The sequence below is a fragment of the Streptomyces sp. NPDC088197 genome (assembly GCF_044741185.1).
GTDB lineage: Bacteria > Actinomycetota > Actinomycetes > Streptomycetales > Streptomycetaceae > Actinacidiphila.
Window position 1 is genome coordinate 82,718 of the sequence record NZ_JBIUSD010000011.1, and the last position, 26,024, is coordinate 108,741.

A 26,024-nucleotide genomic window follows, 5' to 3' on the forward strand; every position below is an offset into this window, starting at 1 on the left:
CGGGGCCCGGTGCCGCCGCGGCGGGTGGGTTCAGATCAGGACTTCGTGCGGTGCCGGATGGCCGAGGAAGCCGACCGGACTGGCCGTCAGGCCGTAGGCGCCCGCCTGGAACACCGCGATGAGGTCGCCGATCTCCGCGTGGGGCAGTGACACGTCCTTGCCGAGCAGGTCGAGCGGGGTGCAGAGGCAGCCGACCACGTCGACCGTCTCGGTGGCCGGGGCGACGGCGGAACCCACCACCGCGATGGGGTAGTTGCGCCGGATCGCGCGGCCCAGGTTGCCGGTGGCCGCGAGCTGGTGGTGCAGACCGCCGTCCACCACGAGGAAGGTGGTGCCGCGGGAGATCTTGCGGTCCACGACCCTGGTCAGATAGACACCGGCCTCGCCGACCAGATAGCGGCCGAGTTCGATGACGGTGCGCGCCTGCGGGAGCGCGGGGCGGATGACGGTGTCGAGGAGCTTGGCGAGGTTCTCGCCGATCGGCCCCAGGTCCAGGGCGCGGTCACGGGCGGCGTAGGGGATGCCGAAGCCGCCGCCGAGGTTGAGGTAGCGCACCGGACCCGGCGCGTGCTCGGCCAGTTCCGTGACCAGTTCCACGGTGCCGCGCTGGGCGGCGCAGATGCTCTCGGCGTCGAGGTTCTGCGATCCGGCGAAGACGTGGAAGCCCTGGAAGTCCAGCCCGGCCGCGCCGATCCCGGCGAGCAGTTCCGGCGCCTGTTCGGCGTCCACCCCGAACTGCTGCGGTCCGCCGCCCAGCCGCATGCCCGAACCGCGCACCGCGAAGGGCGGGTTGACGCGCAGGGCGACGCGGGCGGTGATGCCGAGCTGTTCGCCCGCGAGCCGGACCCGGGCCAGTTCCGTGGCCGACTCCAGTTCCACGATGACGCCCGCGGCGACGGCCTGCCGGATCTCGATCGAGGTCTTGCCGGGTCCGGCGAAGCCGATCCGCTCGGCCGGGACGGTGGTGTCGAGCGCGGTGAGCATCTCACCGGCCGACGCCACGTCGAGGCCGTCGACCAGCGTGCTCATGTGGTGCAGCAGCGCGGGCATCGGATTGGCCTTGACGGCGTAGTTCAGCTCCACGCCGTCGGGCAGCGCCGCCCGCAGTTCCGCGACGCGGCGGCTGAGCAGGGAACGGTCGTAGGCGAAGAAGGGGGTGGAGCCGACGCGTTCGGCCAGCCGCCCCGCGGGCACCCCGCCGACGGCCAACTCGCCGTCCACGACGGTGAACCGGCCGTGCCGGCCGAAGCCGCCGAAAGCGTCGGCGCCCTCCGCGCCCTGACCCGGTGCCGCGCCGCTCATCGGTTGCCCTCCACGGTCCTGCGCAGCTCGACCCGGTCGAATTTCCCGTTCACCGAACGCGGCAGTTCGTCCAGGACGACCGTGCGGCGCGGCAGCATGTACGGCGGCAGCTCGCGGGCGAGCGCCTGGTGCAGCCGGGCGGTGTCGCAGGCCCCCGCGACGACCAGGACCACGTGCTGGCCGAGCCGTTCGTCGCCGACGCCGAGCGCGACCGCCTCGGTGACCAGGCCGCTGGCGTACACGGCCTCCTCGATCTCGGTGGGGCTGATCCGGTAGCCCGACGACTTGATCATGTCGTCGGTGCGGCCGACGAAGTACAGGAAACCGGCCTCGTCGCTGTAGACGGTGTCGCCCGACCAGACCGCCAACTCGGTGCCGCCGTACGGGACGGCGCCCGGCACCGGGCGGAAGCGCTCGGCGGTGCGCTCGGGGTCGTTCCAGTAGCCGAGGGCCACCAGCGCGCCGCGGTGCACCAGTTCGCCGTGCTCGCCGGGCACGCACGGGGTGCCGTCGGGGCGGAGCACCAGGATCTCGGCGTTGGGGATGGCCTTGCCGATCGAGTCGGGACGGCGGTCGGTCTCGTCCGGGTCGAGGTAGGTGGAGCGGAACGCCTCCGTGAGCCCGTACATCAGATACGGCCGGGCCTGCGGGAAGATCTCGCGGAGCCGGCCCAGGGTGGCGCGGGGCATCCGGCCGCCGGTGTTGGCGAAGTACCGCAGCCGCGCGGTCGCCTCCCGCGGCCACTGCTGGGCGGCCAGTTGCAGCCACAGCGGCGGTACGCAGGTGAGCGCGGTGACGCCGTGGCGGGCGCAGAGCCGTACCACCTCGCGCGGCAGCAGGTAGTTGGTGAGCACCAGGTGGGCCCCGGCGATCAGGGTGGTGGTGAGCTGGCTGAAACCGGCGTCGAAGCTGAACGGTAGCGCGGCCAGCACCACGTCGTCCTCGGTGTGCCCGAGGTAGGAGGCGACGCTCTCGGCCCCGGCGAGCAGATTGCGGTGCGAGAGCACCACGCCCTTGGGGCCGCCGGTGCTGCCCGAGGTGTAGAAGACGGCCGCGACGTCGCCGTCCACGACGGCGTCGGCGCCGGGCACCGGCAGCGGCCCGTGCTCGCGCAGCCGCTCCCACGGCACCGCGGTCCAGCGGTCGTCGGCCGGGAGTACGGTGCCGGTGTCGCCGATCAGCACCAGGTGGCGGACGGTGGTGTCCGGCGGCAGCGCCGCGCGTACGGTCTCCAGCCGCTCGGCGGTGGTGACCAGCGCGGTGACCGCGCAGTCGGTGGTGATACCGGCCAGGTGGCGGCCCTTGAAGAGCGGGTTGACCGGGACGAAGACGGCCCCGGCCGCGGAGACCGCGAGCATCGACACGACGGTCTCGACGCGCTTTTCCGCGTAGACCGCGACGCGGTCGCCGCGCCGCACGCCCAACCGGTGCAGGCCGTAGGCGACTTCGGCGACCTGCTCGGCGAGTTCGCCGTAGCTGACGGTGCGGTCCTTGAAGGTCAGCGCCGGTCGGTGGGTCGCGCCGCGCGCGATCAGCCGGTCCAGGCGGGTCAGCGGCGCGGCGACCCGGCGGGCGGCCACCGCCGCCCCGTGGGGCGCCGTGCCGTTCGTGGACGGCGCACTTGTCGCCGTGCCGTTCGCCGTGCCGTTCGTCGCCGTGCCGTTCGTCGCCGTGCCGTGTGCTGTCGTCCGGCCCGTCGTCGGTTCGCTCACCGCCGACGCGCTCACCGTCGGCTCACTCATGGCCGGCCGCGAGTTCCGGCGTGACGAAGTCGGCGACGGTCGCCCACAGCGAGCCGACCGTGGCGAAGGTCTCCTCGGTCAGCAGCTCGTCGTCCAGCTCCACCCCGAAGTGATCCTCCAGGTCCGCGAGAAGCTGCACGACGCCCATCGAGTCCAGCCCCAGCGCGGCCAGATCGGCGTCCGCCGTCAGCTCGTCGCCCTCCGCGTACGGCAGGCGGGGCAGCAGGACGTCCTGAAAGGTGCGCGGTATCTCCCGCGTCGTCTCGGCCATGGTGATCGGTCCCCTTGTCTTCGTCCGGTCTTCGTCTTCGTCCGGGGCGCGGGACCCACCCGCGCACAGATGTCACTTGACCGCCGGCCGCTCTCGAACCGCCATCGCAGCGCTCTCGCCCGGCCCCTCGGACGAGGTGACGCGGGTTCCCGGGACGATGGCGCGGCCCCCGGCGGCGGCCCCCGGACAGTGGGCCGATAGCGGATCGATAGCGCGCCGGGAGCCGGTATCAGGGGGCGGTGAGCGGAACGAGGGCGGCGTGATGGCGGCCCGACGCACCATGGGCGGAGCACGAACGGAACCTGACCCGCCGCGGCACCGCATTGATCCACGAAGGGGAGGCACCCTCCATGCTCACGGGGATATCCGACCTCGCGCCGACACCGGACCGCCCGCCGGAACACCCGCGTCCCGCGGGATACGACCGGCACCCGGCCGGCGGCCACGACAGCGGCGATCTCGTCGCGGTCTACCAGTACGCGACCCGCAGCGGCGCCGTCACCCCCGGCTCGATCGACCTGGTGGCGCTCGAACTCGGCCTGTCCGCGGGGGAGGTGTTCGCCGCCGCCGCACGGCTGGTGGAACTGCGGCTGCTGCGCACCGACGAGACGACCGGCACCGGTCTCGTACCGGTGGACCCGCACTCCGCGGCGACCCAGCTCACCTCGCCGATCGAGCGGGCCATCCTCCAACAGCGCGAGCTGGCCGACCGGTTGCGCGCCAGGATCGACTCCATCGCGGGCGGTCCGGGCGGCGCGGAAGGGCCGCTCGGCGTCATCGACACCGTCGAGGGCGAGGCCGAGATCCGCGGCCTGCTGCGCCTTGCGGCCGGTGACTGCGCCACGGAGGCGATCGTCCTGCGCCCCGGTCACGACGCGCGGATCGCCCCGGACGACCTCTTCGACGCCTGCTACGACACGCTCGGCACGGAGATCGACGTACGGGTGCTCTCGCCGCACCGCGACCGCGCCGACTTCGCCTCCCGCGCCCGCGCCAAGAAGCTGACGGAACGCGGCGCGTCGATCCGCACCATCCGCTCCGTGCCGCAGACGGCGGTGGTCTTCGACCGCGCGCTGGCCGTGGTGGTCACCGCGGGCGAGGCGGGCGGACCGCCCACCGCGCGGCAGGTCCGCGACGAGACGATGATCCGGTGCATGGTCGACATGTTCGACCTGCTGTGGGACGGCGCCGCGCCCTTCGCGATGGAGGAGGCGGGCTACGCGGAGGACATCAACGACGACCTCCAGCGCTCCATCGCCCGGCTGATGGCCCAGGGCCTCACCGACGAGGTCGTGGCCCGCCGCCTGGACATGTCGGTCCGCACCTGCCGCCGCCACATCGCGGCCCTGCTGCGCAGCCTGGGCTCGGTCAGCCGCTTCCAGGCCGGCGTCCAGATCGCCCAGCGCCTGTCCCTGGAGGAGGCCGCCTGAACCCGCCCCCCGCACACCCGTCCCCGACCCGCACGGCGGCGGCCGACCCCCACCCGGGTCGGCCGCCGCCGTGGGTTGCGGGGGCGGCGTGCGCGGGCCGGTCCCGGATGTGACGGGCGCGGTACGGCGGTACGGTCCCGGCATGGCCGCGAGCGGTACGGCGGTACGGCGGTACGGTCCCGGCATGACCGCGCCGCCCTCGCCGCGGGTGGTCCGTGGCGAGGGCGGCGCGGTCGACAGCGGCCGGGCGGAACGGTGTCAGGCCGGGGTCAACTCCGGGGTCGGCTCCTGGACCGGGGTCAGTCCGTGGGCCAGGCCCGACAGGGGCCGGGTGCCGCCGAGTTGGTTCAGATCGGCGCCCTCCCAGCCGCGGGCGCGCAGCTCGGTCAGGACCCGCGGCGCGCGCAGCATCCGGCCGCCCGCCACCGTGTAGGAGGCGTCGAGGTCCACGGCGGCCAGCCCGTTGACCTCGGCGACGACGGCGGCCAGCGCGTCCGCGGCCACCGCTTCCGTACGCGCCGCGCGGGCGCCCTCCCCGGCCGTCACCCGGAAGAGGTCGGGGCGGCGCGCACCGGGCAGCGCGGAGCCGGTGTCCAGGCAGTGCAGCCGCAACTCCCGCTCGTCCAGGGGCCGTTCCGTGGTGACCTCGGCGAGCAGCCGACCGTCTTCCACGGACACCCGCGCGGACCGTACCGCCGGATGCGCCAGCAGCACGCGCTCGGTCGCGTCCAGGTCCACCGCGTCGGGTCCGAGCCGGGCCAGGCGGCGCGGGGCGGGGGCGGTGAAGTCGAAGAGCGCGGCGGCCTCGTCGAGCCGCAGGTCGACGGCCGCGTCGCGGTGCGCCTCCAGCAGCCGCCCGTACCCGCGCAGGAAGTGCTCGACGGCCGCCGCGTCCATCACGTCGGCCCGCGCGTTGAGGCCGACAGTGACCCCGTCGTCCCACTCCCCGACCCGCAGATAGGTGTCGGTCTCGGACAGCGCCCACGCGGTCGGCTCCGGTGTCCGCAGGAGGCGTTCCTTTCGGGTGCCGCAGCTCTTCGTCCCGTGGTTGAGGAAGTTGACCTCGGAGGAGGTCCTGATCGGCGCGCCGCGCCGGAAGGCGTCCTGGGCGACCAGCTCCACGATCTCGTCGTACGGCGCGTACGCGTGCTCCTGCGCCGTCTCCAGCGCGGCGGCGACCCGCGCGACCACCTCGGCGAATCCGGGGTCGCCGCCGAGGTCGACCGAGACGAGCGCCGGCGAGAACATGCACGTCAGCACGGACATCCGGGGTCCGTCCTGGCGGTGGCTGGTCAGCCAGCGGTGGGTGACCGTCCGCTCCCCGGTGTACGTGGCCATGGCCACCGCGTACGCCGCCAGGTGCACCGCGGAGGGCCACACCCGCAGCCGGGCGGCGATCTCGCGGACGGCGGGGAGCAGCGCGGGCGAGGTGAGCGTCGCCCCGAAGGCGGCGACGCCGTCGGGCGCGGCCGGCTCACGGCGCCGTACGAACATGTCGGCGGGCAGCTCGGGCACCGCCCGCTGCCAATAGCGCAGCATCTGCGCCCGCTCCGGCGACGGCCGCGCCTCGATGGCGGCGAGGTCGGCGGGCTGGTACGCGACCGGCCCCAACTGCGCCCGGCGGCCGGTGGCGAGCGTGCCGAGCAGTGCCTCGAAGTCGCGCTGGAAGAGCTGCATGCTCCAGTCGTCGAAGGCCGTGTGGTTGAGGACGAGCGCCAGCGTGCGCGGCACTCCGCCCGTGGTGACCGCGCAGGCCCTGATCGGCCACTCGCGTTCCGGGTCGAACTCGGTGGTGGACATCTCGGCGATGACCGCCGCGGGTCCCGGCGTACCGTCCTGCTCGGTGGCGGCCACCAGCAGCGGCATCGGCCCCGGCGGCTCGACCCGCTGTCTCGGGCCCGGCCTGGCGTGTGCGTCGAAGACCGTGCGCAGCCCCTCGTGCCTGCGCACCAGATAGGCCAGCGCGGACCGCAGGCCCGTCAGGGAGAGTCCCTGCGGCAGCGGGTAGTTGGTGACGATGTGCGCGTCGTGACGAGCGCCCGCGGGCACCTGCTGGTACCTCAGCCAGTGGTACCGCTGCCCCCAGCAGAGGTCCGCGCTTCTCACCTCGGGCATCCCGCCCTCCTTCCAAACCGTGAGTGGGACCGGCCCGGCCGCATTCGCGCGGGCCCGTGAATCACCTCCCAGCATCAGGCCCGAACGGGAATAACGGCAGCGTTTCACGGTGGCCGCTTGTTGACGGCAAAAAGCTGCCATCGGGATTCGACCCGGTGCAACCCGGCAAGGGTTGACGGGAGTTGCGCCGTCCGGGAATCTCATGGTGTCGGAGAAACCAGATCCGGCATCCGGGGCCCACTCGGGTCCCGAATTTCCTTACATGGAAGGTGTGGTTCCTTTGTCCAAGACCGCCGTGAAGGCCGCCGTCAAGGCCGCGTCCAAGGCCGCCAGCAAGGCTGCCGTCAAGGCCGCTGACAAGTCGGCGACCAAGGCCGCGTCCAAGGCGGCCAGCAAGGCCGCGAGCAAGGCCGCGTCGAAGGCGGCCGTCAAGGCCGCGGTGAAGGCCGCGTCCAAGGCCGCCTGATCTCGGACCTGCAACATGTCTGAGCTCACGGCCGTGTGACGTCCGTCGCCGGCAAGGCGCCGCGTCCGCCATCAGGCGGCCGGCGCCCTGCCGGCGGGCAGCCCTCCCCCAGGGCCGGACGGCCGACCGCTCGGGCCCACTTCTCCCAGGGAAGGGGAAAGTCCGGTGGAACACGCCGAGATTATCGAGCACCTTCAGCATTCCCTCTCCGTGATCCTGGACCGGCCGCTCCCCGAATTCAGCGCGGATACCAGGATTCTCGAAGACCTGGAGATCGACTCCATGCGTTTTGTCGAACTCCTCATGAGCCTTGAGGACACCATCGGCCTCGAAGTCGACCCCGACACTCTCGAACCCGAGGTATTCCAGTCCGCAGGCTCCTTTGCCGACTACATCAAAATCCGGCTGGACCTCACGCGGGTCGCCGGTTAGCCGAACACGGCACGGCCCAACGGAGGATTCGATGAGGGACACGCTCGTGGCGTGTGAAGCGGCGGCCCATGACGGCGGGTTCACGCCCGGCCTGGAGCTGGCGCTGCGCACGGTGGAGGTCGGCGCTCCCGCGGGACGCGTCGCCGCTTTCCCGGCGGGCCGGGTGCCCACGGGCGCCGAGGTCGTGCCGCACCGCCTCGCGGAAATGGAGGGCGTCGCCTTCGTGGCGTGGCCCCACCGGCCCGCAGAATCCGCCGCACCGGCCTCGTACGACGGGCCCGACGACCGCCGCACCGTATTCGCCGCGCTGCTCGGCGCGGTACGGGTGGGCGTGTCCCGCAGGCTCCTCGACGACGCGGTCGCCCACCTGTCCGGACGGGTGGGCGGCGGCGAGCCCCTGATCCGCAAACAACTCGTGCTCGGCACCGTCGCCGACGTCATGACCGCACTCGACGCCGTACGCCAACTCCTGCTCGTCGCCCACCGCGTCCCCGCGGCCGTGGCCGACGCGCACGACCGGATCACCGCGCTCGACTGGGACACCGCCAAGCTCTTCGGGGCCTCCGGTTACCTCGCCGAGGGACCGGTGCGCGCCGCGTACGTCGGCCGGCTCGCGGCGGACTGCTGGACCGACCGGGAGGACGTACAGCCATGATCCCCCTCGACACCCCGCTGCGGGAGCTGCGCGAACAGTGCCGGGAAGCGGGCCGGGAACTGCGCGCCCACGCCCTGGCCGTCGACGCCGACCCGGCCGGCACGGCCCACCTCGACCTGCCCGTCATGGCGCTGGTCAGGTCCGCCTCCACCCCCAAGGACTACCGCACCGGCTCCGCCGTGGACGACGGCGGCTACTCCGACACCTGCCTGTCCCGCGTGGTCGCCAGCGTCGAACTGGCCCGCGGCGACGCGGGGGTGCTCAGCGCCAACACCGGTCCCTCCCTGGCCGGCGTCGCTGTCGACACCCTGGGCAACGAGGCACAGCGCGAACTGTTCTACGACACCATCGCCGACGGTCGCGCCTGGACCTTCTTCGGCATGACGGAACCGGAGCACGGCACCGACGCCACGGCGATGGAGAGCAGGTTCGACGCGGCGGGCGACCCCGCCGACGGTTACCTGCTCTCCGGCTCCAAGCGCTACGTCGGCAACGCCTCCCGGGGCGCGATCGGCGTGGTCTTCGCCAGGACCGGCCGCAGCCCGCTCTCCATCCGCGGCGCGCTGATCCGGCAGCCCGCGCCCGGCTTCCACGGCGAGCCGCTGGACATGATCGGTCTGCGCGGCGCGCGGATCTGCCGGCTGGACCTCGACGAGGTGCCCGTGCCGCGCGAGATGCTGCTCGGCGCCCACCTGCCCGCCTCCCGGCGCGGTCTGTGGGGGATCAGCAGGACCTTCAACGCGATGCGGCTCCAGATCGCCGCGCTGGCCCTGGGCACCGCTCTCGGCACCCGCGACTACGTGACCGAGCAGCGTCCCGGCTGGTCGGGGCACGAGGTGGTCTCCGCCCGGCTCGACGCGGCCACGGCGCTGCTGTACGAGTCCGCGGCGGCCGTCGACCTCCAGCCCGACGTCGTACGGCCGCCGTCCATGGCGAAGCTGCACACCACCGATCTGGCGGTGCGCACCACGCACTGGGCGGCCCGGGCGCTCGGCCCCGGCGCGCTGATCGAGCACCCGCTGCTGGAGAAGTGGAGCCGGGACGTGCTCGCCTTCGAGTTCATGGAGGGCACCAGCAACATCCAGCGGCTGCACATCACCCACGACCTGGCTGCGCGGAAGGGACGGACATGACCGCCACGGACCTGACGGCGCGACCGGCCACGGCGTCCGTCCCCGCCCCCGCGACAGCTCCCGCGCCCGCGTCCTTCGCGTGGTCCGCCCGGCCGGTCACGGAGGCCGACCACGACGCCGTACTCGACCTCTTCACCGAGTCCGACTTCTACTTCCGCACCGCCCGCCCCGCCACCCGCCCGCAGTGGGAGATCCTCGCGCTGCTGGACGAGGACACCCGGCTGCTGAGCGCCGACGGACGGCCCGTGGGCCTGTACGCCCTGGAGGCGATGGGCGCCGAGCACGCCTGCCACTACGTGCTGCACCTGCGGCTGACCTCCCGGCTGCGCACGGACGCCTGGGCGTCGGCGTACCGCGAGCTGGTCCGGGCGCTGCGCTGGCAGCGCGAGGTGGTCCGACTGGCCGTCGTCGTCCACGAGTTCGACGACCGGGGCCTGACCGCCGCCCGCCTGGCGGGCTTCACCGAGGAAGGCGTCCTGACCGGACACGTCGTCCACGACGGACACCGCCGCGGTTCCGTCTTCCTCTCCCGGATCTGGGAGCCCACGTCATGATGCTGCGCGGATACCGGGGCGCCGACCTGCCCCTGCTCACCGGCCACTGGCTGCCGGGCGAGCTGCTCGGCCTGTCCGTGCCCGGCAGGCCCGTCCTGGCGGAACCGGCCCGGGTGCCGGCGCCGGAAGGTCCCGGCGAGGACGGAGCGCCGGGCCAGGACGACGAGTTGTGCGTCGTGCCCGGCACCGGCTTCGTCCGGCTCGCCGCCCTGGACTGGGTGCACCGCAGGGCGCGGCTGGAGATCGGTCTGCGCCCCGGCGCGGAGACCAGCGCGGAGCCGCTGCTGAAGGCCGCCCTCGACCACGCCTTCCGGGTGCTCGGCCTGAGCCGGGTCTTCGGCTGGGTCACCCCGGCCGTGCCGCTGCCCGACGGGCTCCCGCGCGACGCCCTGCTGCGTGACGCGGGGCTGAGCCCGGAGGCCGACATCCCGCGGGCGCTGTGGCTGGACGGCCGCCCGGTGGCCCGACAGATCTGGGGAGCGACCCGCCATGGCTGACCTGACCCTGCTCGGCACCGCCGAGGCCGCCGCGCGGCTGAGCGCCGCGCCGCAGGCCGCCCGCGGCTTCCTCGGCCTCGACCCGGTCACCCAGAACGGCCCGCTGCTCGCCCGCGAGCTGGCCCGTACCGGAGCGCAGGTGCTCCAGGCCGGGGACGTGCTGCTGGGATACGTGCCCAACCCCGCGCAGCCGCGCCAGGGTTGGGTCGCGACCACGTCCGCCGACCCGGAGCCGCTGGCCGCCCTGCTCGCCTTCCTGCGCACCTACCGCCGGTGCACGTCGTATGTCGCCGAGGTCCCCGACGGCTCACCGGCCGTGCCCGCGCTCGAAGCCTGCGGCTTCACCGGCGCCGGCCGGCTGCCCGGCCATGTCTTCCACACCGGCGGCTACCACGACGTGCTGGTCTACTGCGCCACCGAGGAGGGCTGACCCATGCCGTTCGTGACCGTCCGGCATTTCACCGAGGACGACATCCCCACGCGTACCGCCCTGTTGCGCGAGTCGCGCTTCCAGGCGAATCTCACCGACTTCGCGGTCGTCAGCGACGACGACGCGCTCACCGCCAACCAGCGCCGCACCCTCACGCGTGAGCACGACGTCAAGCGGATGTTCACCATGTGCGACTCCCGCGGCGCGACCGTCGGCTTCGCCTGGATCACCTCGATCGACTGGCCCGGCCAGACCTGTGAGCTGTCCTTCGGCGTGCTGCCGGAGTGCCGGGGCCCGTACGGCGCGACCGCCGTGACCGCCGCGCACGCGTACATCCGCGCGGAGTTGAACATGCGGGTGGTCGTCAACCAGGTCCTGGAGCACAACACGATGCTGGTGTCGTCCGGTGAACTCACCGAGCAGCGCCGGGTGCGCTGCGCGTACGACTCCTACACCGTCGGCGAGTGGCGCACCGCCTGCTACTGGACCGAGAGCGAGCAGGACGTGCACCGCCGGCGCGAGCAGGTCGCCGACCGGCGCCGTGCGATCGCCGCCCGTATCCGCTCCACGTCGTCCCAGCCGTCATGAGCGCCCGCGCCGCGGAAGGCGGCTATCTGCACCACGCGACGATCGTGGGCGACACCGTGGTCTTCGTGTGCGAGGACGACCTGTGGACGGTGTCCGCCGAAGGCGGCACCGCGCGGCGGCTCACCGCGGGCACGACCGCGTGCGCGGGCCCCCGGCTCTCGCCCGACGGCCGCCAGGTCGCCTTCACCGGCTCCCCCGACGGCCTCACCGAGGTCTGCCTGACCTCGGTCTCCGGCGGTCCCGTCCGCCGGCTGACCCACCAGGCGGGCCGGTGCACGGTCACCGGCTGGCACCCGCTGACCGGCGAGATCCTGTACGCGAGCACCGCGGGCCAGCCCGAGGGCTTCGGCTTCCGGCTGTTCGCCGTGCACCCCGACGGCGGCCCGCCGCGGCTGGTCGAGGCGGGCCCCGCCGCGTCCGTGTCGTACGGGCCCGGCGGCGGTTCGGTGATCGGCCGGAGCATCGCCGACCCGGCGCGCCGCAAGCGCTACCGCGGCGGCGCGGCCGGTGAACTCTGGGTGGACGACGACGGATCCGGCGCGTACCGGCGGCTCGCGCTGCCCGCGGGCAATCCGGCGGACCCCTGCTGGGTCGGCAACCGGATCTACTTCATCAGCGACCACGAGGGCACCGGCAACGTCTACTCCTGCCACTCCGACGGCACGGGTCTGACCCGGCACACCGACCACGACGAGTACTACGCGCGCGGTCTGTCCAGCGACGGCCGCCGGCTGGTCTACCACAGCGGCGCGGTCCTGCACGTGCTGGACCCGGCGCGCGGCGGCACCCGGCGGCTGCGGGTGGAGCTGGGCCCCTCGGGCGTCCAGCACCAGCGCCGTATCGTGTCGGCCACCGGTTTCCTGGACGGCGCGCGGATCGGCCCCGACGGGCAGACCCTCGCGGTCACCGCCCGCGGCAAGGCGTTCACGCTCGCGCCCTGGTCGGGTCCGGTACGGCGGCACGGGCGCCCGGACGGTGTCCGCTACCGGCTGCTGAACTGGCTCGCCGACGGCGAGCGGCTGGTCGCGGTCGCGGGCGACTCGGGGCCCGGTGAGCGGCTGGTGCTGCTGCCCGCGGAGGGCGGCGCGGAGCTGCTCGGCGTGCCGCTGGCCGACCTGGGCTATGTCACCGCGCTGGCCGCCTCGCCCGCCACCGGGCAGGTCGCCTTCGCCACCAACCGGCAGGAGCTGTGGAGCGTCGACACCGACCGGCCGAAGCTGGAGCCGCGGCTGCTCGATACCAGTGCCCATGAGCGGATCGAGGATCTGGCCTGGTCGCCCGACGGCCGCTGGCTCGCCTACACCTATCCGGACACGCCCAGGAGCACGGCCATCAAGGTCGCCGAGGTGGACACCGGACGCACCTCGCGGATCACCCGACCGGTGCTGCGGGACGCGCTGCCGTCCTTCGACCCGGCGGGCCGCTATCTGTACTTCGTCGGACAGCGCGACCTGACGCCCGAGCACGACCAGGTCCAGTTCGAGATCGGCTTCCCCTTCGGCGCCCGGCCGTACGCGGTGCCGCTGACCGCCGACCGGCAGCCGCCGTTCGCTCCGCCGCAGCAGTCGGCGGGCGGCGCGTACTCCCCCGACGGGTACGACGAGGGCGATCCGGAAGGGCCGGTCGCCATCGACTTCACCGGTATCGAACGGCGCCTGGTCCCGCTGCCGGTCCCCGAGGGCCGCTACGCGGCGGTGCTGGGTCTGCCCGACTGCGTGCTGCTGCTGTCGGTACCGCTCAGCGCGCCCGAGCCGGACGACCCGCAGCAGCAACAGGAGGGCAGCGTCACCCTGGTGGACCTGGCGACCGGCGACGTGACCGAGGACTATCTCGGGCCGGTCGACGAGATCAGCACCGACCGCACCGGCACGGCGCTGCTCTACCGGCACAACCACCGGCTGCGCGTGGTGCCCGCGGGCGCGCCCAAGGAGGCCGTGGAGGACTTCGACTCGCCCATCGCCCCGCCGGGGCGGCCCACCGGCTGGGTCGACCTGGACCGGGTCAAGATCCCGTTCGTCCCTGCCGCGGAGTGGCGGCAGATGTTCCGGGAGGCGTGGCGGCTCCAGCGCGAGAGCTTCTGGAACGCCGACATGTCGGGGATCGACTGGGACGCGGTGCACCGGTGCTATCTGCCGCTGCTCGACCGGGTCGCGACCCGCGCCGAACTCTCGGACCTGGTCTGGGAGTTGCACGGCGAGCTGGCGACCTCGCACGCGTACGAGCGCGGCGGCGACTACGGCGCGCCGAGCGGTGAGGCGCAGGGTTTCCTCGGTGTGGACTGGGAGCCCGCGCCGCAGGCCGAGGGCCGGTGGCGGATCGCGCACGTGCTGCGCGGCGACCCGTGGAACCCCGACGCCACCTCGCCCTGCGACCGGCCGGGCGTCGACATCCGGCCGGGCGACGAGATCGCCGCGGTCGACGGGCACCTCGTGGGGCCGGGCGGCCCGGCGGAACTGCTCACCGGTCTCGCGGGCCGCGAGGTCGAACTGACCGTGCTGCGCGGCGGCGCCGTCCCGCGCCGGGTGGTGGTCCGCGCGGCCCGCAGCGAGGCGCGCGCCCGCTACCTGGACTGGGTGGCCCGCAACAGCGCGTACGTGGACACCGTCTCCGACGGCAGGCTCGCGTATCTGCACGTGCCGGACATGTTCAGGACCGGATACGCGGACTTCGTACGGCAGTTCCTCGGCGGTCTGGACCGGGAGGGGCTGGTGGTCGACGTGCGGTTCAACGGCGGCGGCCATGTCTCTCCGCTGCTCCTCGACCGGCTCGCGCGCAGCCGCACGGGTACCGAGCACGGCCGGTGGAGCGGCGCGGTGCCGTATCCGCTGGAGTCGCCGCGCGGTCCGATGGCGGCGCTGATCAACGAACAGACCGGCTCCGACGGCGAGATCTTCGGCCATATGTTCCGCGAGCGCGGCCTGGGCACGCTGGTGGGCACGCGGACGTGGGGCGGCACGATCGCCACCTGGCCGCGGCACGGGCTGGTCGACGGCACGGTGACCACCCAGCCCGAATTCTGCTACTACTTCCGCGGGGTCGGGGCGGGGCTGGAGAACCGCGGGGTCGAGCCGGACATCACGGTCGCCGTGGTCCCGGCGGGGCCGCAGCCCGGCCTGGACGCGCAGTTGGCGACGGCGGTGACGCATCTGCTGACGGTGCTGCCGGCACCGGCGTCGACGGACGGGTCCGGCATGGACATCGCACCGGCCGACGCCGGGGCGGTCGACGCCGGGGCCGTCGGCGCCGCGACGGGACGGAGCGGCGGATGAGCGGGCCGGGGGCGGCGGGGCGGGCCGCGGCCGGACCGCTCGTCCCCACGCCTCTGGCGACGAGCCCCTTTGCGGCCGGGCCGGTCGCGGCCGGAAGGGCCCTCGCTGCGCCCGTCACCGGGACCTGCGAGGTGTGGCTGGTGCCGGTGCGGCGGCGCGCGGCGTGGGCCGGTCTGCTCGGCGCCGAGGAGCGGGAGCGGTGGCAGGTGCTCGGTGAGGGCGCGGCGGCCGATACGCTGCTGACCTCGCGGGCGGCCCAACGGCTCGTCGTAGGGCGCTACTTGGGCGTGCCACCGGCCGAGGTGGCCGTCGAGCGGGGTTGCGGGCTGTGCGGCGCGCCCCGGCACGGCCGCCCCCGAGTGGCGGACGCCGCCTTCGACTTCTCCGTCTCGCACACCCGCGAGTGGCTGCTGATCGCGGTCGTCGGCAGCGGCCTGATCGGCGCGGATCTCGACCAACTCGACGCCGACCGTGACGCGGACGGCCTCGCGGTGCTCACCCTGACCCCCGCCGAGCGCGCCGCGTACGACCAACTCCCGCCCAGCGCGCGCCCGGAGGCGTTCCTCGACGCCTGGGTGCGCAAGGAGGCGGCGATGAAGCTGACCGGCCACGGCCTGTCGGCTCCTCCCGCGGCGATCGACGTCAGCACCGCGCTGGCCACGGCGCCGACCGTGCGGGACTGGCCCCGCGCCCCGCTCCACCTCACCCCCCTCGCGGCCCCGGCCGCCCATCGCGCGGCCCTGGCCACGACGGTTCCGGTGACCCACGTCCGGCGGCGCACGCTCCCGGAGTGACGGCGGCCACGCACGGCGCCTACGCACGGCAGCCACGGACGGCAGCCACGCCGAACCGCCGAACCCGACCGCGTACCGATGCGTTTCGGACGGCGCCGGGCGGCGGTCGGCGCGACGCGCGCGGGTGCGCGACGGCACGGCGCGGCGTCGCCGGTCGGGGCCGCGGCGCCGACCTCAAGCGGGCGCCCCGTTCGGGGCGTGACGTCCCGTCACCGAAGGCGTGACCACCGGGTCGCATCGGCGTGAAACGGCCCGAATCCGCCCTACCGGCGAGTGCGGAGAGCGAACTAGCCTCGACACCAAGTTAGTTGCCTACGGCACTTAGTGCTACAGGCACTGACCTCTGCTGCCCCTGGCACCGCTCTGGCACCTTCCGCACCGGCAAGACAGGAGTGTCCGTCATGGCCACCGCCGCGCACCCGCCCGTTGCCGTCACCGCCCCCGCCGCCCGAGGGACGTGCCCCTTCGCCCCACCGCCCGCCTACGAACAGGCCCGAGGCGAGGAGGGGTTGAGCCGCGTCCGGCTGTGGGACGGCACGTCGTGCTGGATGGTGACCCGGCACGCGGACATCCGCTCCGTGCTGCGGGACCGGAGCTTCAGCTCGGACGCGAGGCGGCCCGGCTTCCCGTTCCTCTCGGCCGGCCTGCGGACGCTCGCCACCGACCGGCCGACCTTCATCCGGATGGACGACCCGGACCACGCCCGGCTGCGCCGCATGCTCACCGCCGACTTCATGATCCGCAAGGTCGCCGAGATGCGACCGGCCGTACGCCAGGTCACCGACGACCTGCTGGACCGGATGGCCGCCCGCGCCGACCGCACCGCGGACCTGGTCGCCGACTTCGCGCTGCCGCTGCCCTCCATGGTCATCTGCCTGCTGCTGGGCGTCCCTTACGCCGACCACGCCTTCTTCCAGCAGTGCAGCAGCACGATGCTGCGCACCGACGCGCCGCCGCGGGAGGTCGCCGCGGCGCAGGACGAACTGGGCTCCTATCTCGCCGGGTTGGCGCGCGCCAAGCGGGCCGCGCCGGACGACAGCATCATCAGCCGCCTCGCCGAGCAGGACGTCCTGGACGACGACGAGATCGCGTCGATGGGCCGGCTGCTGCTGGTGGCCGGGCACGAGACCACCGCCAACATGACCTCCCTGTCGGTCCTCGCCCTGCTGCGCGAGCCCGCCCAGGCCGCGCGGCTGCACGAGGCGGCCCGGCTCGACGAGGACGGCGACGGCTCCGCCCTCGACACCGCCGTCGAGGAGCTGCTGCGCTACATGACGGTGGTCCACAACGGGATCGGCCGGGTCGCCGTCGAGGACGTGGAGGTCAGCGGCACGCGGATACGGGCGGGCGAGGGCGTCCTGTGCATGATCGGCGCAGCCAACCGGGACGAGGACGCCTTCCCCGAGGGCGGCCTGCTCGACCTCGGCCGCCCCGGCGCCCGCCGCCACCTGGCCTTCGGCTTCGGCGTCCACCAGTGCCTCGGCCAGCCGCTCGCCCGCCTCGAACTGCGCGTCGCGCTGCCCGCCGTACTCCAGAGGTTCCCCGGCCTGCGCCTGGCCGTCCCCTTCGAAGAGCTGCGCTTCCGCCACGAGATGGCCGTCTACGGGCTGCACGCGCTCCCGCTCGCCTGGTGAACCCCGCCGCTCCGCAACGAAAGGAACGCCTCATGCGTGTCCACGTCGACACCGACAAGTGCTGCGGCTCCGGCATGTGCGTCCTGACCGCGCCCGGCGTCTTCGACCAGCGCGACGAGGACGGCATCGTGCGGCTGCTGGCCGACGAGCCGCCCGAGGCGACGTGGGACGACGTCCGCGAGGCCGAAGTGGGCTGCCCGGCGCAGGCGATCGAGACGGTCGAGCCGTAGGCCGTAGCCGAAGCCGTACAGCCGTACAGCCGCGGTGATCCGGGGGCGCTCCGCAGAGAGCGCCCCCGGATCACCGGCCGCCCGGCAGTTCCCGCCGCCGGTCGTGGAACGGGCACAGGCGGTGCGGCGCGACGGGCAGGTCCATCGCGATGTCCTGTCCCGGTCCGCCGCGCCTCGCACGCTGCCCGGCTCAGGCGATGTAGCGGGCGAGTGAGGTGACGACCGCGGCCGGGCGCCGTGACCCTTCGATCTCGATGGTGCTCTCCAGCCTCACCTGGACGGCCGCGTCCAGGCGTGCGGCCTCCGCGAGCCGCGCCGTGGCGCGGATGCGGGAGCCTTCGAGCACGGGCGTGACGAACCGGACGCGGTCCAGGCCGTAGTTGACCGCGAAGGAGACGTTGTCGACGCGGTAGAGCCGGGTGGTGAGTTCGGCGAGCAGCGACAGGGTCAGGTAGCCGTGGGCGACCGTCCGCCCGAAGGGGCCGGAGGCCGCGCGGTCCGGGTCGACGTGGATCCACTGGTGGTCCCCGGTCACGTCGGCGAAGGCGTCGATGCGCTTCTGGTCGACCGCGATCCAGTCGCTGGCCCCCAGGTCCTCGCCTTCGGAGTCGGCCAGATCCGTCAGGCCGTCGAAGATCCGCACGTGCCTCGTCCCTTCTGGTTGTCGTCCCGGCCGCTCCCCCGGCGCCGGTGCCGGGAGTCGTCGCCGGGCTGCCGCCGCGTGATCGTCCGGGAGTCGAACCGCCACCGGCCGTCCACGCGGCGGAACCGGTCGGCGTAGGTGTTGCGGGTGACGAGCAGGGCCCGCTCACCGGGGAACCGCTGGGTGACCTCGATGCCGCAGGTCCCGTACGCCTCGTCCCGCGAACCGCCGGGTGCCAGGCTGATGTCGTGCACGCGGTGCCGGGTGTGCGTGGCGCCGTCGTAGGTGAGGACGTTCTCCCGCATCCAGTCCTCGACGTCGGCGCCGGGCATTCCCAGCCAGGTGCCGTCGCGGAAGAGGCGGGCGAAGCGCGCGAAGTCACCGGTGTCCACGCTGTCGCAGTACGCGGTGAGCAGGGCGGTGATCCGCCGGACGTCCTGGGCGTCGAGCGCCGGGCCCCGGGGTGTGGGGCCCGGCGCGTCGACCGGGTCGCGCCGGGTCACGAGGGCTGCTTCGCCAGTTCCTTGGGCTTGCCGCCGACGAACTGGAAGGCCACGAGCGACTTGCTGAATCCGTCGCGCCCGTCACCGAAGTTGATCAGCGAGCCGTCCTTGCCCGCGGCGCCCGCGAAGGGCGTGATCGCGTCGATCGCCTTGGCGAGCTTGTCCCCGTCGGTGTCGCCGTTGGTGGCGTCGAGCCCCTTCTTCAGGACGGTGAAGGCGTCCCAGGTGGCGCCCGCCTGCTCCGCCAGGCCCAGCGCGAGCGCGTCCGCGCTGCCGCCGTACTCGGTGGCGTACGCCTTGACGAAGTCCTGGTACTCCGGCTTGGACGGCTGCTGGTTGGCGAGCGTGTAGATCGCCGGGAGCTTGGTGTACGCGTCGCCGCCGATCTTCAGGGCGTCCGGCGCGATGAGCGAGCCGAAGCCGACGACGGGCACGTTGACCCCGGCCTCCGCCATCGTCTTGAGCATGAGTCCCGCGTCGGCCGCCGCGGAGCCGATGTGGACGACGGCGTCCGGGTGCTCGCCCTTCAGCTTGGTCACGGCCGAGGTCAGGTCGGTCGCGCCCAGCGTGTAGTGCACGGTGTCGCCCGGGTCCATGCCCGCCTGCTTCGCCTGGTCGACGATCGGCTTCCACAGCGTCGATCCGGTCGGGCCGTCGTCCGCGGTCACCACCGGGTGCTTGTAGCCGAGCGACTTGAGCAGGTCGATCATCTGGACCGGGTAGTCGCTCTGGTCGACGGTGGTGCGGAAGGTGTACTTCGCGCCGTCCATCAGGGCGGGTGAGATCGTCGAGGAGTTGATGAAGACGATCTTGCGCGGCTCGACGATCTTGCGGATCGCCAGTCCCTCGATGCTGGTGTAGCCGCCCATCATGACCCCGGCCTTGTCGACCGTGATGGCCCGCTGGGCGACCTTGGCCGACTCGTCGGCGGTGAGCTTGTCGTCGTAGACCTTGAGGGAGAGCTTCCGGCCGCCCGCGCCGCCGTCCGCGTTGATCGTCTTCACGGCCAGTTTGGCCGTGTTGACCATCTGCTCGGCCACTGCCGCGTTGCCGCTGGTGAGCGGGGCGGCGAAGCCGATGACCAGGGTCTTGCCGCCGCCACCGCCGGAGGTGCTGCCCCCGCCGTTGGAGCCGCAGGCGGCGAGCGACATCGTGGCGGCGAGCGCCAGGACGCCGACGCCGAAGAGGGATCTGTGCACAACAGGCTCCTTAACGAAGTGAAATGATGGATCGCCGGCGACGGCGCGTACGCGCGTCACGGGGAGGGTGGGCGGGCTCAGCCGCGAGCGGGCTCAGCCGGAGGTGCTCTCGGTCGGGGGCGGCCTCGGCCGGACCCGGCCTCGGTCGCGTGGCGCGGTCTCAGCCGGAGGTGGCCTCGGTCGCGTGGCGCGGTCTCAGCCGGAGGTGGCCTCGGGCCGCCACTGGGGCAGGCCGATCCCGTCGGCGATCCGCAACTGATACGCCTGGACGCGCTGGCCGACGCGGACCTCGTCCACGGGGCAGTCGGTGATGTTGCCCATCATGCGCGGCCCCTCGTCGAGGTCGACCAGCGCGATCACGTACGGCGCGTCCTCGTCGAATCCGGGCATGCCCGCCTGCCGGACGACGGTGTAGGTGTAGACGGTGCCCCGCCCGCTCGCCGCCTCCCACTCGGGCGTCGCCGCACAGACGCGGCAGATCAGCCGCGGGTAGTGCTGCGTGGCGTGGCAGGACGGGCAGCGCTGGATCAGCAGCGTGCCTTCCTGTGCGGCGCGGAAGTAGGCGGCGCTGACCGGGTCGAGTTCGGGGACCGGCTTCGCCCAGGTGTCGGCCACGTCGATGACGTCGAGGGTCCCCTGTGGGCCGCGGATGTTCTCGGTTGCCATCTGCCTCATCTGCCTTTCCCGAGGATGGTGACGCCGATCGTGGAGAACCAGCCGCCGGAGCCGGCCGCGAGCGCCACCTCGCAGTCCGGCACCTGCACCTCACCGGCCTGGCCGCGCAGTTGTCTGACCGCCTCGATCAGCAGGAAGATCCCGCGCAATCCCGGATGGCAGGCGGACAGGCCGCCGCCGTCGGTGTTGACGGGCAGCTTCCCGCCGAGCCGGAGGTTGCCCTCCTCGGCGAAGGGGCCGCCCTCGCCCGGCTCGCAGAAGCCCAGGCTCTCCAGCAGCAGGATGACCGTGATGGTGAAGCTGTCGTAGAGCATGGCCATGTCCACGTCGGCCGGGGTCAGTCCGGCGCGCGCGAAGGCGTCGGGGCCGGAGCGGGCTCCCGCCGTGGTGGTCACGTCCGGCGCCTGCGAGATGTTCCAGTGGTTCTGGCGGGCGGCCGTGCCCAGGATCGAGACGTACGGCTGCCTGAGGTCGCGGGCGCGCTCCTCGGTGGTGACGATGACGGCGCCGCCGCCGTCGGTGATCGCGCAGCAGTCGAACAGGTGCAGCGGGTCGGCGATCATCCGGGAGCCGAGGACGTCGTCCACGGTCAGCGGCTTGCGGTATATGGCCTGCGGATTGTGGGCCGCGTGTTCGCGGACCGCGACGGCGACGCTGGCGAGCTGTTCCGGCGTGGTGCCGTACTCGTACATATGGCGCCGGGCGGCCATCGCGTACGCGGCGACCGTCGTCTTGCCGTACGGCTCCTCGTACGCCGCGCCGCCGACGGGCCTGCGGCCGTACGCCGTGCCGAGGCTCCGTCCCATCCGGGTCAGCAGGTCGCTGCCGTAGGTGAGGAGGATGGTGTCCGCCATGCCGGACCGGATCGCGGCCTCGGCGTGCTGGATCTGGAACTCGTAGGCCGATCCGCCGGTGTACGTGCCCTCGATCCACCGCGGGTCGAGGCCCAGGTACTCCGCGGTCTCGGGGAGGTCGACGCCGGGGACGCCGGGGATCCACGCCTCGGCGCAGCCGAAGCCGTCGATGTCGTCCTTGCGCAGGCCGGAGTCGGCCAGCGCGCGTTGCATCGCCTGGGCCTGGTGGCCGAGCGCGTCGAGATGGGGCGCCTTGGGACCGTCGGACAGTCCGACGGCGGCGATGACCGGGGTGCGGTCGGGGCGGGTCACGGCTCAACTCCTCCTGTTCGTCGTGGAGTTCGTGTGGCGCAGTTCGTGTTTCTGGATCTTGCCCGAGGCGGTTCTCGGCAGCTCGGGGAGCACCTGCCACGAGGTGGGGATCTTCTGCTTGGCGAGCTTGGCCCGGTCCAGGTACGCCGTCATCTCGGCGTCGCCCGGCCACTTCTGGCCCGAGGCCAGGGTGACGAAGGCGCCGACGACCTCGCCGAGCCGCGGGTCGGGCAGTCCGACCACGGCCGCCATGTCGACGGCCGGGTGCCGCTGGATGAGTTCCTCGATGTCGCGGGCGGAGAACTTCTCGCCCGCGCGGTTGATGATGTCCTTGGTACGGCCGGTGATGCGGACCAGACCGCGCGCGTCGACCCGGCCGAGGTCGCCGGTGTAGAACCAGCCCTCCTCGTCGAGCTGTTCGCGGGTGAGGGCCGGGTCGGTGTAGCCGATGAGGGCCTGCGGACCCCTGATCCGCAGTTCGCCCTCCGCGCCGGGCGGGAGCGGCCGGCGCTCGGCGTCGACAGCCTGGATCTCGCTGCCGGGGACGACGGCGCCGTCGTACTCGGCCCTGATGTCGAGCGGTTCGGTGGGGGCGACCCAGGAGACTCCCCCGCCGGTCTCCGTCATGCCGTAGCCGCGCAGCGCGGTGATCCCGACCTCGCCCGCCTCCCGGATCAGGTCGGGTACGGTCGCCGCGCCGCCGGACATGAACACCGAGATCGGGTGGCCGGCGCCGATGCCCTCGCGGTGGGCCGCGACCAGGTCGTGGAGGAACACCGAGGCTGCGGTGGTGAAGGTGCACCGTTCGCGTTCGATGATCCGGGCCGCCTCCGCGCCGTTCCAGACCGGCATCACGACGATCTTGGCGCCCATGGACGCGGGCCAGACGACCCCGGCGTTGAAACCGGCCAGGTGGGACAGGGGCGAGGCGCAGAAGAAGACGTCCTTGGCGCTCAGCGACATGGTGTGCCGGATGCTGCGCGCGTTGGACACGAATCCCTGGCCCGTCAGCTCGACGCCCTTGGGCGCGGAGGTCGTCCCCGAGGTGTAGAGCATCAGGCAGCACCGGTCGGGTTCGAGCGGGTCGGGGAGCGAGACGGCGGGCCGCCGGTCGTCCCGGCCGGGGAAGGCGCGCCAGCCGGGCCGCGGCTCCTCCAGGTCCACGCAGAAGCGGGCGACCGGCCCCCAGGTGGCGCCTTCCAGGATGCCGTCCAGCTCCTCGGCGGGGCGCCTGCCGCGGTTCTCCGCGATCGAGATCACCGCGCGCGGCTTGCAGTCGTTGACGATGTGCGCCATCTCGTGTTCGCGGTAGATCGGCACGACCGGGACGTTGACCGCGCCGATCCGGAAGGCGGCGACCTGGCCCAGCAGCGCCTCCGCCAGATTCGGCAGCTGGATCATGACGCGGTCGCCGCGTACGACTCCCGCCTCGACCAAGTGCGCGGCGAGCACGTCGGCCCACGCGGCGAATTCGCCGTACGTCAGCCGAAGGTCGCCGATCACCAGGAATTCGCGGTCCGGGGTGCGCTCGGCGACGTCGAACACCCACCATCCGAGACGCTCGGAGGTCCAGTATCCGTGCTCGCGGTAGTACGCCTCGCGGTCGGTCCTCGTCGTCGGCGCGGGAGCAGCGGCCATGCTCTTTCCTCTCGTCGCGAACTGTGCGGACGGCGAAGCGGAGGCCGTTCACGGGAAGTGGTTAGCCATGTGTAACATCGTCTTAAACCGAGCGCAATGGATCGCGTCAATCTCTTTACCTGGCTAAGCAAATGTGTTTCAGTGCCTCCTGATCACGCTGTTCACGCTGATCACCCGGGGGCACATCTCGCGGACCGAGCCGCACGAGCACGGAGGAGAAGGGCGAGAAATGGACGAGCTGAAGGGGAAGGTCGCCGTCGTCACGGGGGCCGGCCAGGGCATCGGGCGCGCCGAGGCGCGGGCGCTCGCACGGGCGGGCGCGCATGTGGTGGTCAACGACGTGGGCCGTACGCCGGAGGGCCGGCCGGCCGCCGACGAGGCCGTCGAGGAGATCCGCGCGGCCGGGGGCAGCGCCGAGGCCAACGGGGACGACATCTCCACCTGGGACGGCGCGGAGCGGCTGATCGCCCAGGCGGCCGGCGTCCGGGGAAAGCTCGACTTCCTCGTCTGCAACGCGGGCATCATCCGGGACCGCACCATCGTCAACATCTCCGAGGCCGAGTGGGACGCGGTGATGGCCGTCCACCTCAAGGGCCACGCCGGTCCCCTGCACTTCGCCGCCGCCCACTGGAAGGCGCTGCACCAGGCGTCCGGCGAGCCGGTCGACGCCGCCGTGGTGACCACGTCCTCGGAGGCCGGGCTCTACGGCAATTTCGGGCAGGTCAACTACTCGGCCGCCAAGGCGGGCATCGTCGCCCTCACCCAGGTCGCGGCGCGCGAGCTGGCACGCTACGGCGTACGCGCCAACTCCATCTGCCCGCGCGCCCGGACCGGCATGACCGAAGGCGTCGTCGAGGGCATGGCGCCCGCCGAGGGCGCGGCCGACGAGTGGGACCCCGAGAGCGTCGCCGCGCTCACGGCCTTCCTCGGCTGCGCGCACTCCCGGGGGATCACCGGCCAGGTCTTCGTCGTCCACGGCCCGACGGTGTCCCGCATGCGGGAGTGGACGCCCGCCGACGAGATCACCGGGAGCACGGCGCTGCGGCTGGACGACATCATCGCCCGGCGGGACCGTCTCGGCTCGGTCCGGGACACGACCGTCGTGGACTTCGCCGAGGCGTCCGCGCGATCGGGCCGCGTGGCCGCGATCTGACCGTACGTCAGCCGCGTACGACGGTGGCCGGGCCCTCGGGGCCCGGCCACCTTTTCGCTGTCCGCGTCGTCAGTCCTCCACGATGATCGCCGCCGCCGGACACCCGGCCGCCGCCGCGTCCGCCGCGGGGCGGTCGGCGGCGCCGATCCGCTCCCGCAGCACGGCCACGGCCCCGTCGTCGTCCAGGCCGAAGACCGAGGGCGCCACCAGGACGCAGTTCCCCGCGCCCACGCAGGCGTCCGCGTCCGCGCTGACGGTGGCGGTGGCCGGAGCCGGGGCGGCCTCTTTGGCCGGGGCCACCACGGCGTTGAGCGGGCTGAACGAGCGCGGCATGTAGCCGCGGTAGCGCGCCGGTTCCGCGTCACGGTCCCAGCGCAGCGTCCCGTAGCGGTCGAGCAACTGCGAGATCACCTCGACCTCCTCGCCGCGCGAGAGGGCGGCGCCGACGCAGTAGCGCGGGCCGACGTTGAACGCGACGTGCGTCTTGAGATTGCCGCGGTCCAGGTCGACGGTCTCGGGGTGGTGGAACTGCCGGGGGTCCCGGTTCGCGGCCCCGTTGACCGGGTGCACCCGGTCGCCCTTGGCGATCAGCCGTCCCGCCACCTCCACGTCACGGGTCGCCACGCGCACCCGGAACTGCACGGGCGCCAGGTAGCGCAGCACCTCCTCGCCGAAGGCCACGATCTGGCGCTCGTCCCCGCGGATGCGGTCCTGCAACTCGGGGTGGTTCAGCAGCGTGTGGATGGCGTTCTTCAGGAAGTGCGCGGTGGTGTCGGTACCGGCGAAGAACAGCACCCGCGCCTGCGCCAGGATCTCCTCCTCGCCCCACTGTTCCAGCACGCCCTGCCCCTGCTCCCACAGCACCGAGATCAGGTCGTCGCGCGGCTCGTCCCGGCGCGCCCTGATGACCGGGAGCAGCACCTCGTTGAGGGCGGAGGCCGCGGCGGCCGCCTCCGCGTACGCCTCCTCGTCCTCGCCGAAGGTCTCGGTCCAGCGGAACATCGTGGAGTTCCAGCGACGGCACTTGGCCATCAACTCCTCGTCGCGCCAGTCGAGTCCGAGCAGCGCGGCGATGACGTCGCTGGGCACCACCGAGGCGAACTCGGCGGCGAGGTCGACATGGGTGCGCCCCTCGATCGCGTCGAGCCGGGCGCTCACCAGCTCCGCGATGAAGGCGGTGCGGTACGTGCGGACCGTCGTCGGCGTGAAGTGCTGGAGGAGGAAGTTGTGGACGCGGTGGTGCTGCTCGCCCTGGAGGAGCAGCACTCCCTTGGGTCCCCCGTAGACGTCCGCCGCACCCTTGAGTTCGTAGTACGGGTGGGCGAAGAGATCCTCGTTGAGCTGGATGTACCGGCACTCCTCGTAGCCGACGACGATCCAGGCGTTCATGCCCTCGTCCCAGTGGACGGGACCGCGGGCGAGTCGGTCGGCGAAGAAGGGATACGGGTCTTGGTCGCGTGCTTCCTTCAGGCTCTCCATGGCGGGTTGGGCCTCCGAGGTGGATG

25 protein-coding genes are annotated in these 26,024 nt (G+C 73.1%); 14 read left to right on the forward strand and 11 right to left on the reverse strand.

Translation table 11 applies throughout. The annotated features are described in order from the left end of the window. Nucleotides 1-30 precede the first annotated feature (30 nt). The 3 genes from ACIOC1_RS24830 to ACIOC1_RS24840 are packed head-to-tail and all read right to left on the reverse strand — an operon-like array spanning nt 31 to nt 3,315. Nucleotides 31-1,302, reverse strand: coding sequence for a pyridoxal-dependent decarboxylase, exosortase A system-associated (locus ACIOC1_RS24830; protein ID WP_355341390.1), 1,272 nt, complete (start codon nt 1,300-1,302; stop codon nt 31-33). After that, nucleotides 1,299-3,044, reverse strand: a complete 1,746-nt coding sequence (locus ACIOC1_RS24835; RefSeq protein WP_391046011.1) for an acyl-CoA ligase (AMP-forming), exosortase A system-associated — start codon at nt 3,042-3,044, stop codon at nt 1,299-1,301. The genes ACIOC1_RS24830 and ACIOC1_RS24835 overlap by 4 nt, the downstream gene beginning before the upstream one ends. Further along, nucleotides 3,037-3,315 carry a phosphopantetheine-binding protein gene (locus ACIOC1_RS24840; protein ID WP_355341384.1) on the reverse strand — a complete coding sequence of 93 codons (279 nt, stop codon included), beginning with the start codon at nt 3,313-3,315 and terminating at the stop codon, nt 3,037-3,039. The genes ACIOC1_RS24835 and ACIOC1_RS24840 overlap by 8 nt, the downstream gene beginning before the upstream one ends. Nucleotides 3,316-3,665: 350 nt before the next feature. On the opposite strand from ACIOC1_RS24840, the gene ACIOC1_RS24845 reads away from it, so the two are divergent. Beyond that, on the forward strand, nt 3,666-4,745 hold the full coding sequence (locus tag ACIOC1_RS24845; protein WP_355341381.1) for a hypothetical protein: 1,080 nt from the start codon (nt 3,666-3,668) through the stop codon (nt 4,743-4,745). Nucleotides 4,746-5,003: 258 nt separating this feature from the next. Here the strand turns inward: ACIOC1_RS24845 and ACIOC1_RS24850 are convergent, their stop codons facing one another. Further along, a complete protein-coding gene (locus tag ACIOC1_RS24850; protein WP_401856388.1) occupies nt 5,004-6,860 on the reverse strand; it encodes a condensation domain-containing protein in 1,857 nt (618 codons plus the stop codon). A 280-nt stretch (nt 6,861-7,140) separates the two neighbouring features. On the opposite strand from ACIOC1_RS24850, the gene ACIOC1_RS24855 reads away from it, so the two are divergent. The 12 genes from ACIOC1_RS24855 to ACIOC1_RS24910 all read left to right on the forward strand — a co-directional run bounded on the left by ACIOC1_RS24855 (nt 7,141) and on the right by ACIOC1_RS24910 (nt 17,542). Next, nucleotides 7,141-7,326, forward strand: coding sequence for a hypothetical protein (locus tag ACIOC1_RS24855; RefSeq protein ID WP_355342376.1), 186 nt, complete (start codon nt 7,141-7,143; stop codon nt 7,324-7,326). 165 nt (nt 7,327-7,491) lie between these two features. Next, on the forward strand, nt 7,492-7,758 hold the full coding sequence (locus ACIOC1_RS24860) for a phosphopantetheine-binding protein (RefSeq protein ID WP_188284224.1): 267 nt from the start codon (nt 7,492-7,494) through the stop codon (nt 7,756-7,758). A gap of 31 nt (nt 7,759-7,789) precedes the next feature. After that, nucleotides 7,790-8,413, forward strand: a complete 624-nt coding sequence (locus ACIOC1_RS24865) for an acyl-CoA dehydrogenase family protein (RefSeq protein WP_401856389.1) — start codon at nt 7,790-7,792, stop codon at nt 8,411-8,413. Beyond that, nucleotides 8,410-9,546 carry an acyl-CoA dehydrogenase family protein gene (locus tag ACIOC1_RS24870; RefSeq protein ID WP_355342382.1) on the forward strand — a complete coding sequence of 379 codons (1,137 nt, stop codon included), beginning with the start codon at nt 8,410-8,412 and terminating at the stop codon, nt 9,544-9,546. Before ACIOC1_RS24865 ends, ACIOC1_RS24870 begins: the two co-directional genes overlap by 4 nt. Next, the gene (locus tag ACIOC1_RS24875) at nt 9,543-10,100 is read left to right on the forward strand and encodes a hypothetical protein (RefSeq protein WP_391163053.1); all 558 of its coding nucleotides are present in this window, start codon (nt 9,543-9,545) and stop codon (nt 10,098-10,100) included. Before ACIOC1_RS24870 ends, ACIOC1_RS24875 begins: the two co-directional genes overlap by 4 nt. Continuing rightward, complete coding sequence (locus ACIOC1_RS24880; RefSeq protein ID WP_401856390.1) at nt 10,097-10,597, forward strand: GNAT family N-acetyltransferase; 501 nt, start codon at nt 10,097-10,099, stop codon at nt 10,595-10,597. Before ACIOC1_RS24875 ends, ACIOC1_RS24880 begins: the two co-directional genes overlap by 4 nt. Continuing rightward, nucleotides 10,590-11,027, forward strand: coding sequence for a GNAT family protein (locus tag ACIOC1_RS24885; protein ID WP_355342391.1), 438 nt, complete (start codon nt 10,590-10,592; stop codon nt 11,025-11,027). Before ACIOC1_RS24880 ends, ACIOC1_RS24885 begins: the two co-directional genes overlap by 8 nt. Nucleotides 11,028-11,030: 3 nt before the next feature. After that, nucleotides 11,031-11,615, forward strand: coding sequence for a GNAT family N-acetyltransferase (locus tag ACIOC1_RS24890; protein WP_355342394.1), 585 nt, complete (start codon nt 11,031-11,033; stop codon nt 11,613-11,615). Then, a complete protein-coding gene (locus tag ACIOC1_RS24895) occupies nt 11,612-14,884 on the forward strand; it encodes a S41 family peptidase (RefSeq protein ID WP_401308587.1) in 3,273 nt (1,090 codons plus the stop codon). Before ACIOC1_RS24890 ends, ACIOC1_RS24895 begins: the two co-directional genes overlap by 4 nt. Beyond that, on the forward strand, nt 14,881-15,678 hold the full coding sequence (locus ACIOC1_RS24900) for a 4'-phosphopantetheinyl transferase family protein (protein WP_401856391.1): 798 nt from the start codon (nt 14,881-14,883) through the stop codon (nt 15,676-15,678). Before ACIOC1_RS24895 ends, ACIOC1_RS24900 begins: the two co-directional genes overlap by 4 nt. Before the next feature lie 401 nt (nt 15,679-16,079). Further along, nucleotides 16,080-17,312: a cytochrome P450 gene (locus tag ACIOC1_RS24905; RefSeq protein ID WP_401718987.1), complete on the forward strand. Its 1,233-nt coding sequence runs from the start codon at nt 16,080-16,082 to the stop codon at nt 17,310-17,312. 32 nt (nt 17,313-17,344) lie between these two features. Beyond that, a complete protein-coding gene (locus ACIOC1_RS24910; RefSeq protein WP_188284234.1) occupies nt 17,345-17,542 on the forward strand; it encodes a ferredoxin in 198 nt (65 codons plus the stop codon). Nucleotides 17,543-17,732: 190 nt separating this feature from the next. Here the strand turns inward: ACIOC1_RS24910 and ACIOC1_RS24915 are convergent, their stop codons facing one another. From ACIOC1_RS24915 to ACIOC1_RS24940, 6 genes are all read right to left on the reverse strand, one after another. Continuing rightward, entirely contained in the window at nt 17,733-18,185 is a 453-nt protein-coding gene (locus ACIOC1_RS24915) for a MaoC family dehydratase (RefSeq protein WP_355342406.1), read from the reverse strand. After that, nucleotides 18,164-18,688 (reverse strand): nuclear transport factor 2 family protein, encoded by a 525-nt coding sequence (locus ACIOC1_RS24920; RefSeq protein WP_391046028.1) that lies wholly within the window; start codon nt 18,686-18,688, stop codon nt 18,164-18,166. The genes ACIOC1_RS24915 and ACIOC1_RS24920 overlap by 22 nt, the downstream gene beginning before the upstream one ends. Further along, the gene (locus tag ACIOC1_RS24925; RefSeq protein WP_355342412.1) at nt 18,685-19,887 is read right to left on the reverse strand and encodes an ABC transporter substrate-binding protein; all 1,203 of its coding nucleotides are present in this window, start codon (nt 19,885-19,887) and stop codon (nt 18,685-18,687) included. The genes ACIOC1_RS24920 and ACIOC1_RS24925 overlap by 4 nt, the downstream gene beginning before the upstream one ends. A gap of 195 nt (nt 19,888-20,082) precedes the next feature. Continuing rightward, a complete protein-coding gene (locus ACIOC1_RS24930; RefSeq protein WP_401856392.1) occupies nt 20,083-20,562 on the reverse strand; it encodes a Zn-ribbon domain-containing OB-fold protein in 480 nt (159 codons plus the stop codon). Next, nucleotides 20,559-21,728, reverse strand: coding sequence for an acetyl-CoA acetyltransferase (locus tag ACIOC1_RS24935; RefSeq protein ID WP_401308602.1), 1,170 nt, complete (start codon nt 21,726-21,728; stop codon nt 20,559-20,561). Before ACIOC1_RS24935 ends, ACIOC1_RS24930 begins: the two co-directional genes overlap by 4 nt. A 3-nt stretch (nt 21,729-21,731) precedes the next feature. Continuing rightward, complete coding sequence (locus tag ACIOC1_RS24940) at nt 21,732-23,366, reverse strand: class I adenylate-forming enzyme family protein (protein WP_401856393.1); 1,635 nt, start codon at nt 23,364-23,366, stop codon at nt 21,732-21,734. Between the two features lie 229 nt (nt 23,367-23,595). Between ACIOC1_RS24940 and ACIOC1_RS24945 the strand changes: the two genes are divergently transcribed. Continuing rightward, nucleotides 23,596-24,519 (forward strand): SDR family NAD(P)-dependent oxidoreductase, encoded by a 924-nt coding sequence (locus tag ACIOC1_RS24945; protein ID WP_391163039.1) that lies wholly within the window; start codon nt 23,596-23,598, stop codon nt 24,517-24,519. Between the two features lie 69 nt (nt 24,520-24,588). Here ACIOC1_RS24945 and ACIOC1_RS24950 read toward each other — a convergent pair whose 3' ends face one another. After that, nucleotides 24,589-25,998 (reverse strand): cytochrome P450, encoded by a 1,410-nt coding sequence (locus ACIOC1_RS24950; protein ID WP_401856394.1) that lies wholly within the window; start codon nt 25,996-25,998, stop codon nt 24,589-24,591. Nucleotides 25,999-26,024: the final 26 nt, after the last annotated feature.

Excerpts from the sequence above, each read along its gene's own strand:
- ACIOC1_RS24930 (WP_401856392.1), bottom strand. The coding sequence starts at position 20,562 with ATGAGGCAGATGGCAACCGAGAACATCCGCGGCCCACAGGGGACCCTC.
- ACIOC1_RS24900 (WP_401856391.1), top strand. The coding sequence starts at position 14,881 with ATGAGCGGGCCGGGGGCGGCGGGGCGGGCCGCGGCCGGACCGCTCGTC.
- ACIOC1_RS24880 (WP_401856390.1), top strand. The coding sequence starts at position 10,097 with ATGATGCTGCGCGGATACCGGGGCGCCGACCTGCCCCTGCTCACCGGC.
- ACIOC1_RS24940 (WP_401856393.1), bottom strand. The coding sequence starts at position 23,366 with ATGGCCGCTGCTCCCGCGCCGACGACGAGGACCGACCGCGAGGCGTAC.
- ACIOC1_RS24910 (WP_188284234.1), top strand. The coding sequence starts at position 17,345 with ATGCGTGTCCACGTCGACACCGACAAGTGCTGCGGCTCCGGCATGTGC.
- ACIOC1_RS24865 (WP_401856389.1), top strand. The coding sequence starts at position 7,790 with ATGAGGGACACGCTCGTGGCGTGTGAAGCGGCGGCCCATGACGGCGGG.
- ACIOC1_RS24850 (WP_401856388.1), bottom strand. The coding sequence starts at position 6,860 with ATGCCCGAGGTGAGAAGCGCGGACCTCTGCTGGGGGCAGCGGTACCAC.
- ACIOC1_RS24830 (WP_355341390.1), bottom strand. The coding sequence starts at position 1,302 with ATGAGCGGCGCGGCACCGGGTCAGGGCGCGGAGGGCGCCGACGCTTTC.
- ACIOC1_RS24885 (WP_355342391.1), top strand. The coding sequence starts at position 10,590 with ATGGCTGACCTGACCCTGCTCGGCACCGCCGAGGCCGCCGCGCGGCTG.
- ACIOC1_RS24835 (WP_391046011.1), bottom strand. The coding sequence starts at position 3,044 with ATGAGTGAGCCGACGGTGAGCGCGTCGGCGGTGAGCGAACCGACGACG.
- ACIOC1_RS24870 (WP_355342382.1), top strand. The coding sequence starts at position 8,410 with ATGATCCCCCTCGACACCCCGCTGCGGGAGCTGCGCGAACAGTGCCGG.
- ACIOC1_RS24945 (WP_391163039.1), top strand. The coding sequence starts at position 23,596 with ATGGACGAGCTGAAGGGGAAGGTCGCCGTCGTCACGGGGGCCGGCCAG.
- ACIOC1_RS24875 (WP_391163053.1), top strand. The coding sequence starts at position 9,543 with ATGACCGCCACGGACCTGACGGCGCGACCGGCCACGGCGTCCGTCCCC.
- ACIOC1_RS24840 (WP_355341384.1), bottom strand. The coding sequence starts at position 3,315 with ATGGCCGAGACGACGCGGGAGATACCGCGCACCTTTCAGGACGTCCTG.
- ACIOC1_RS24890 (WP_355342394.1), top strand. The coding sequence starts at position 11,031 with ATGCCGTTCGTGACCGTCCGGCATTTCACCGAGGACGACATCCCCACG.
- ACIOC1_RS24905 (WP_401718987.1), top strand. The coding sequence starts at position 16,080 with ATGGCCACCGCCGCGCACCCGCCCGTTGCCGTCACCGCCCCCGCCGCC.
- ACIOC1_RS24845 (WP_355341381.1), top strand. The coding sequence starts at position 3,666 with ATGCTCACGGGGATATCCGACCTCGCGCCGACACCGGACCGCCCGCCG.
- ACIOC1_RS24950 (WP_401856394.1), bottom strand. The coding sequence starts at position 25,998 with ATGGAGAGCCTGAAGGAAGCACGCGACCAAGACCCGTATCCCTTCTTC.
- ACIOC1_RS24895 (WP_401308587.1), top strand. The coding sequence starts at position 11,612 with ATGAGCGCCCGCGCCGCGGAAGGCGGCTATCTGCACCACGCGACGATC.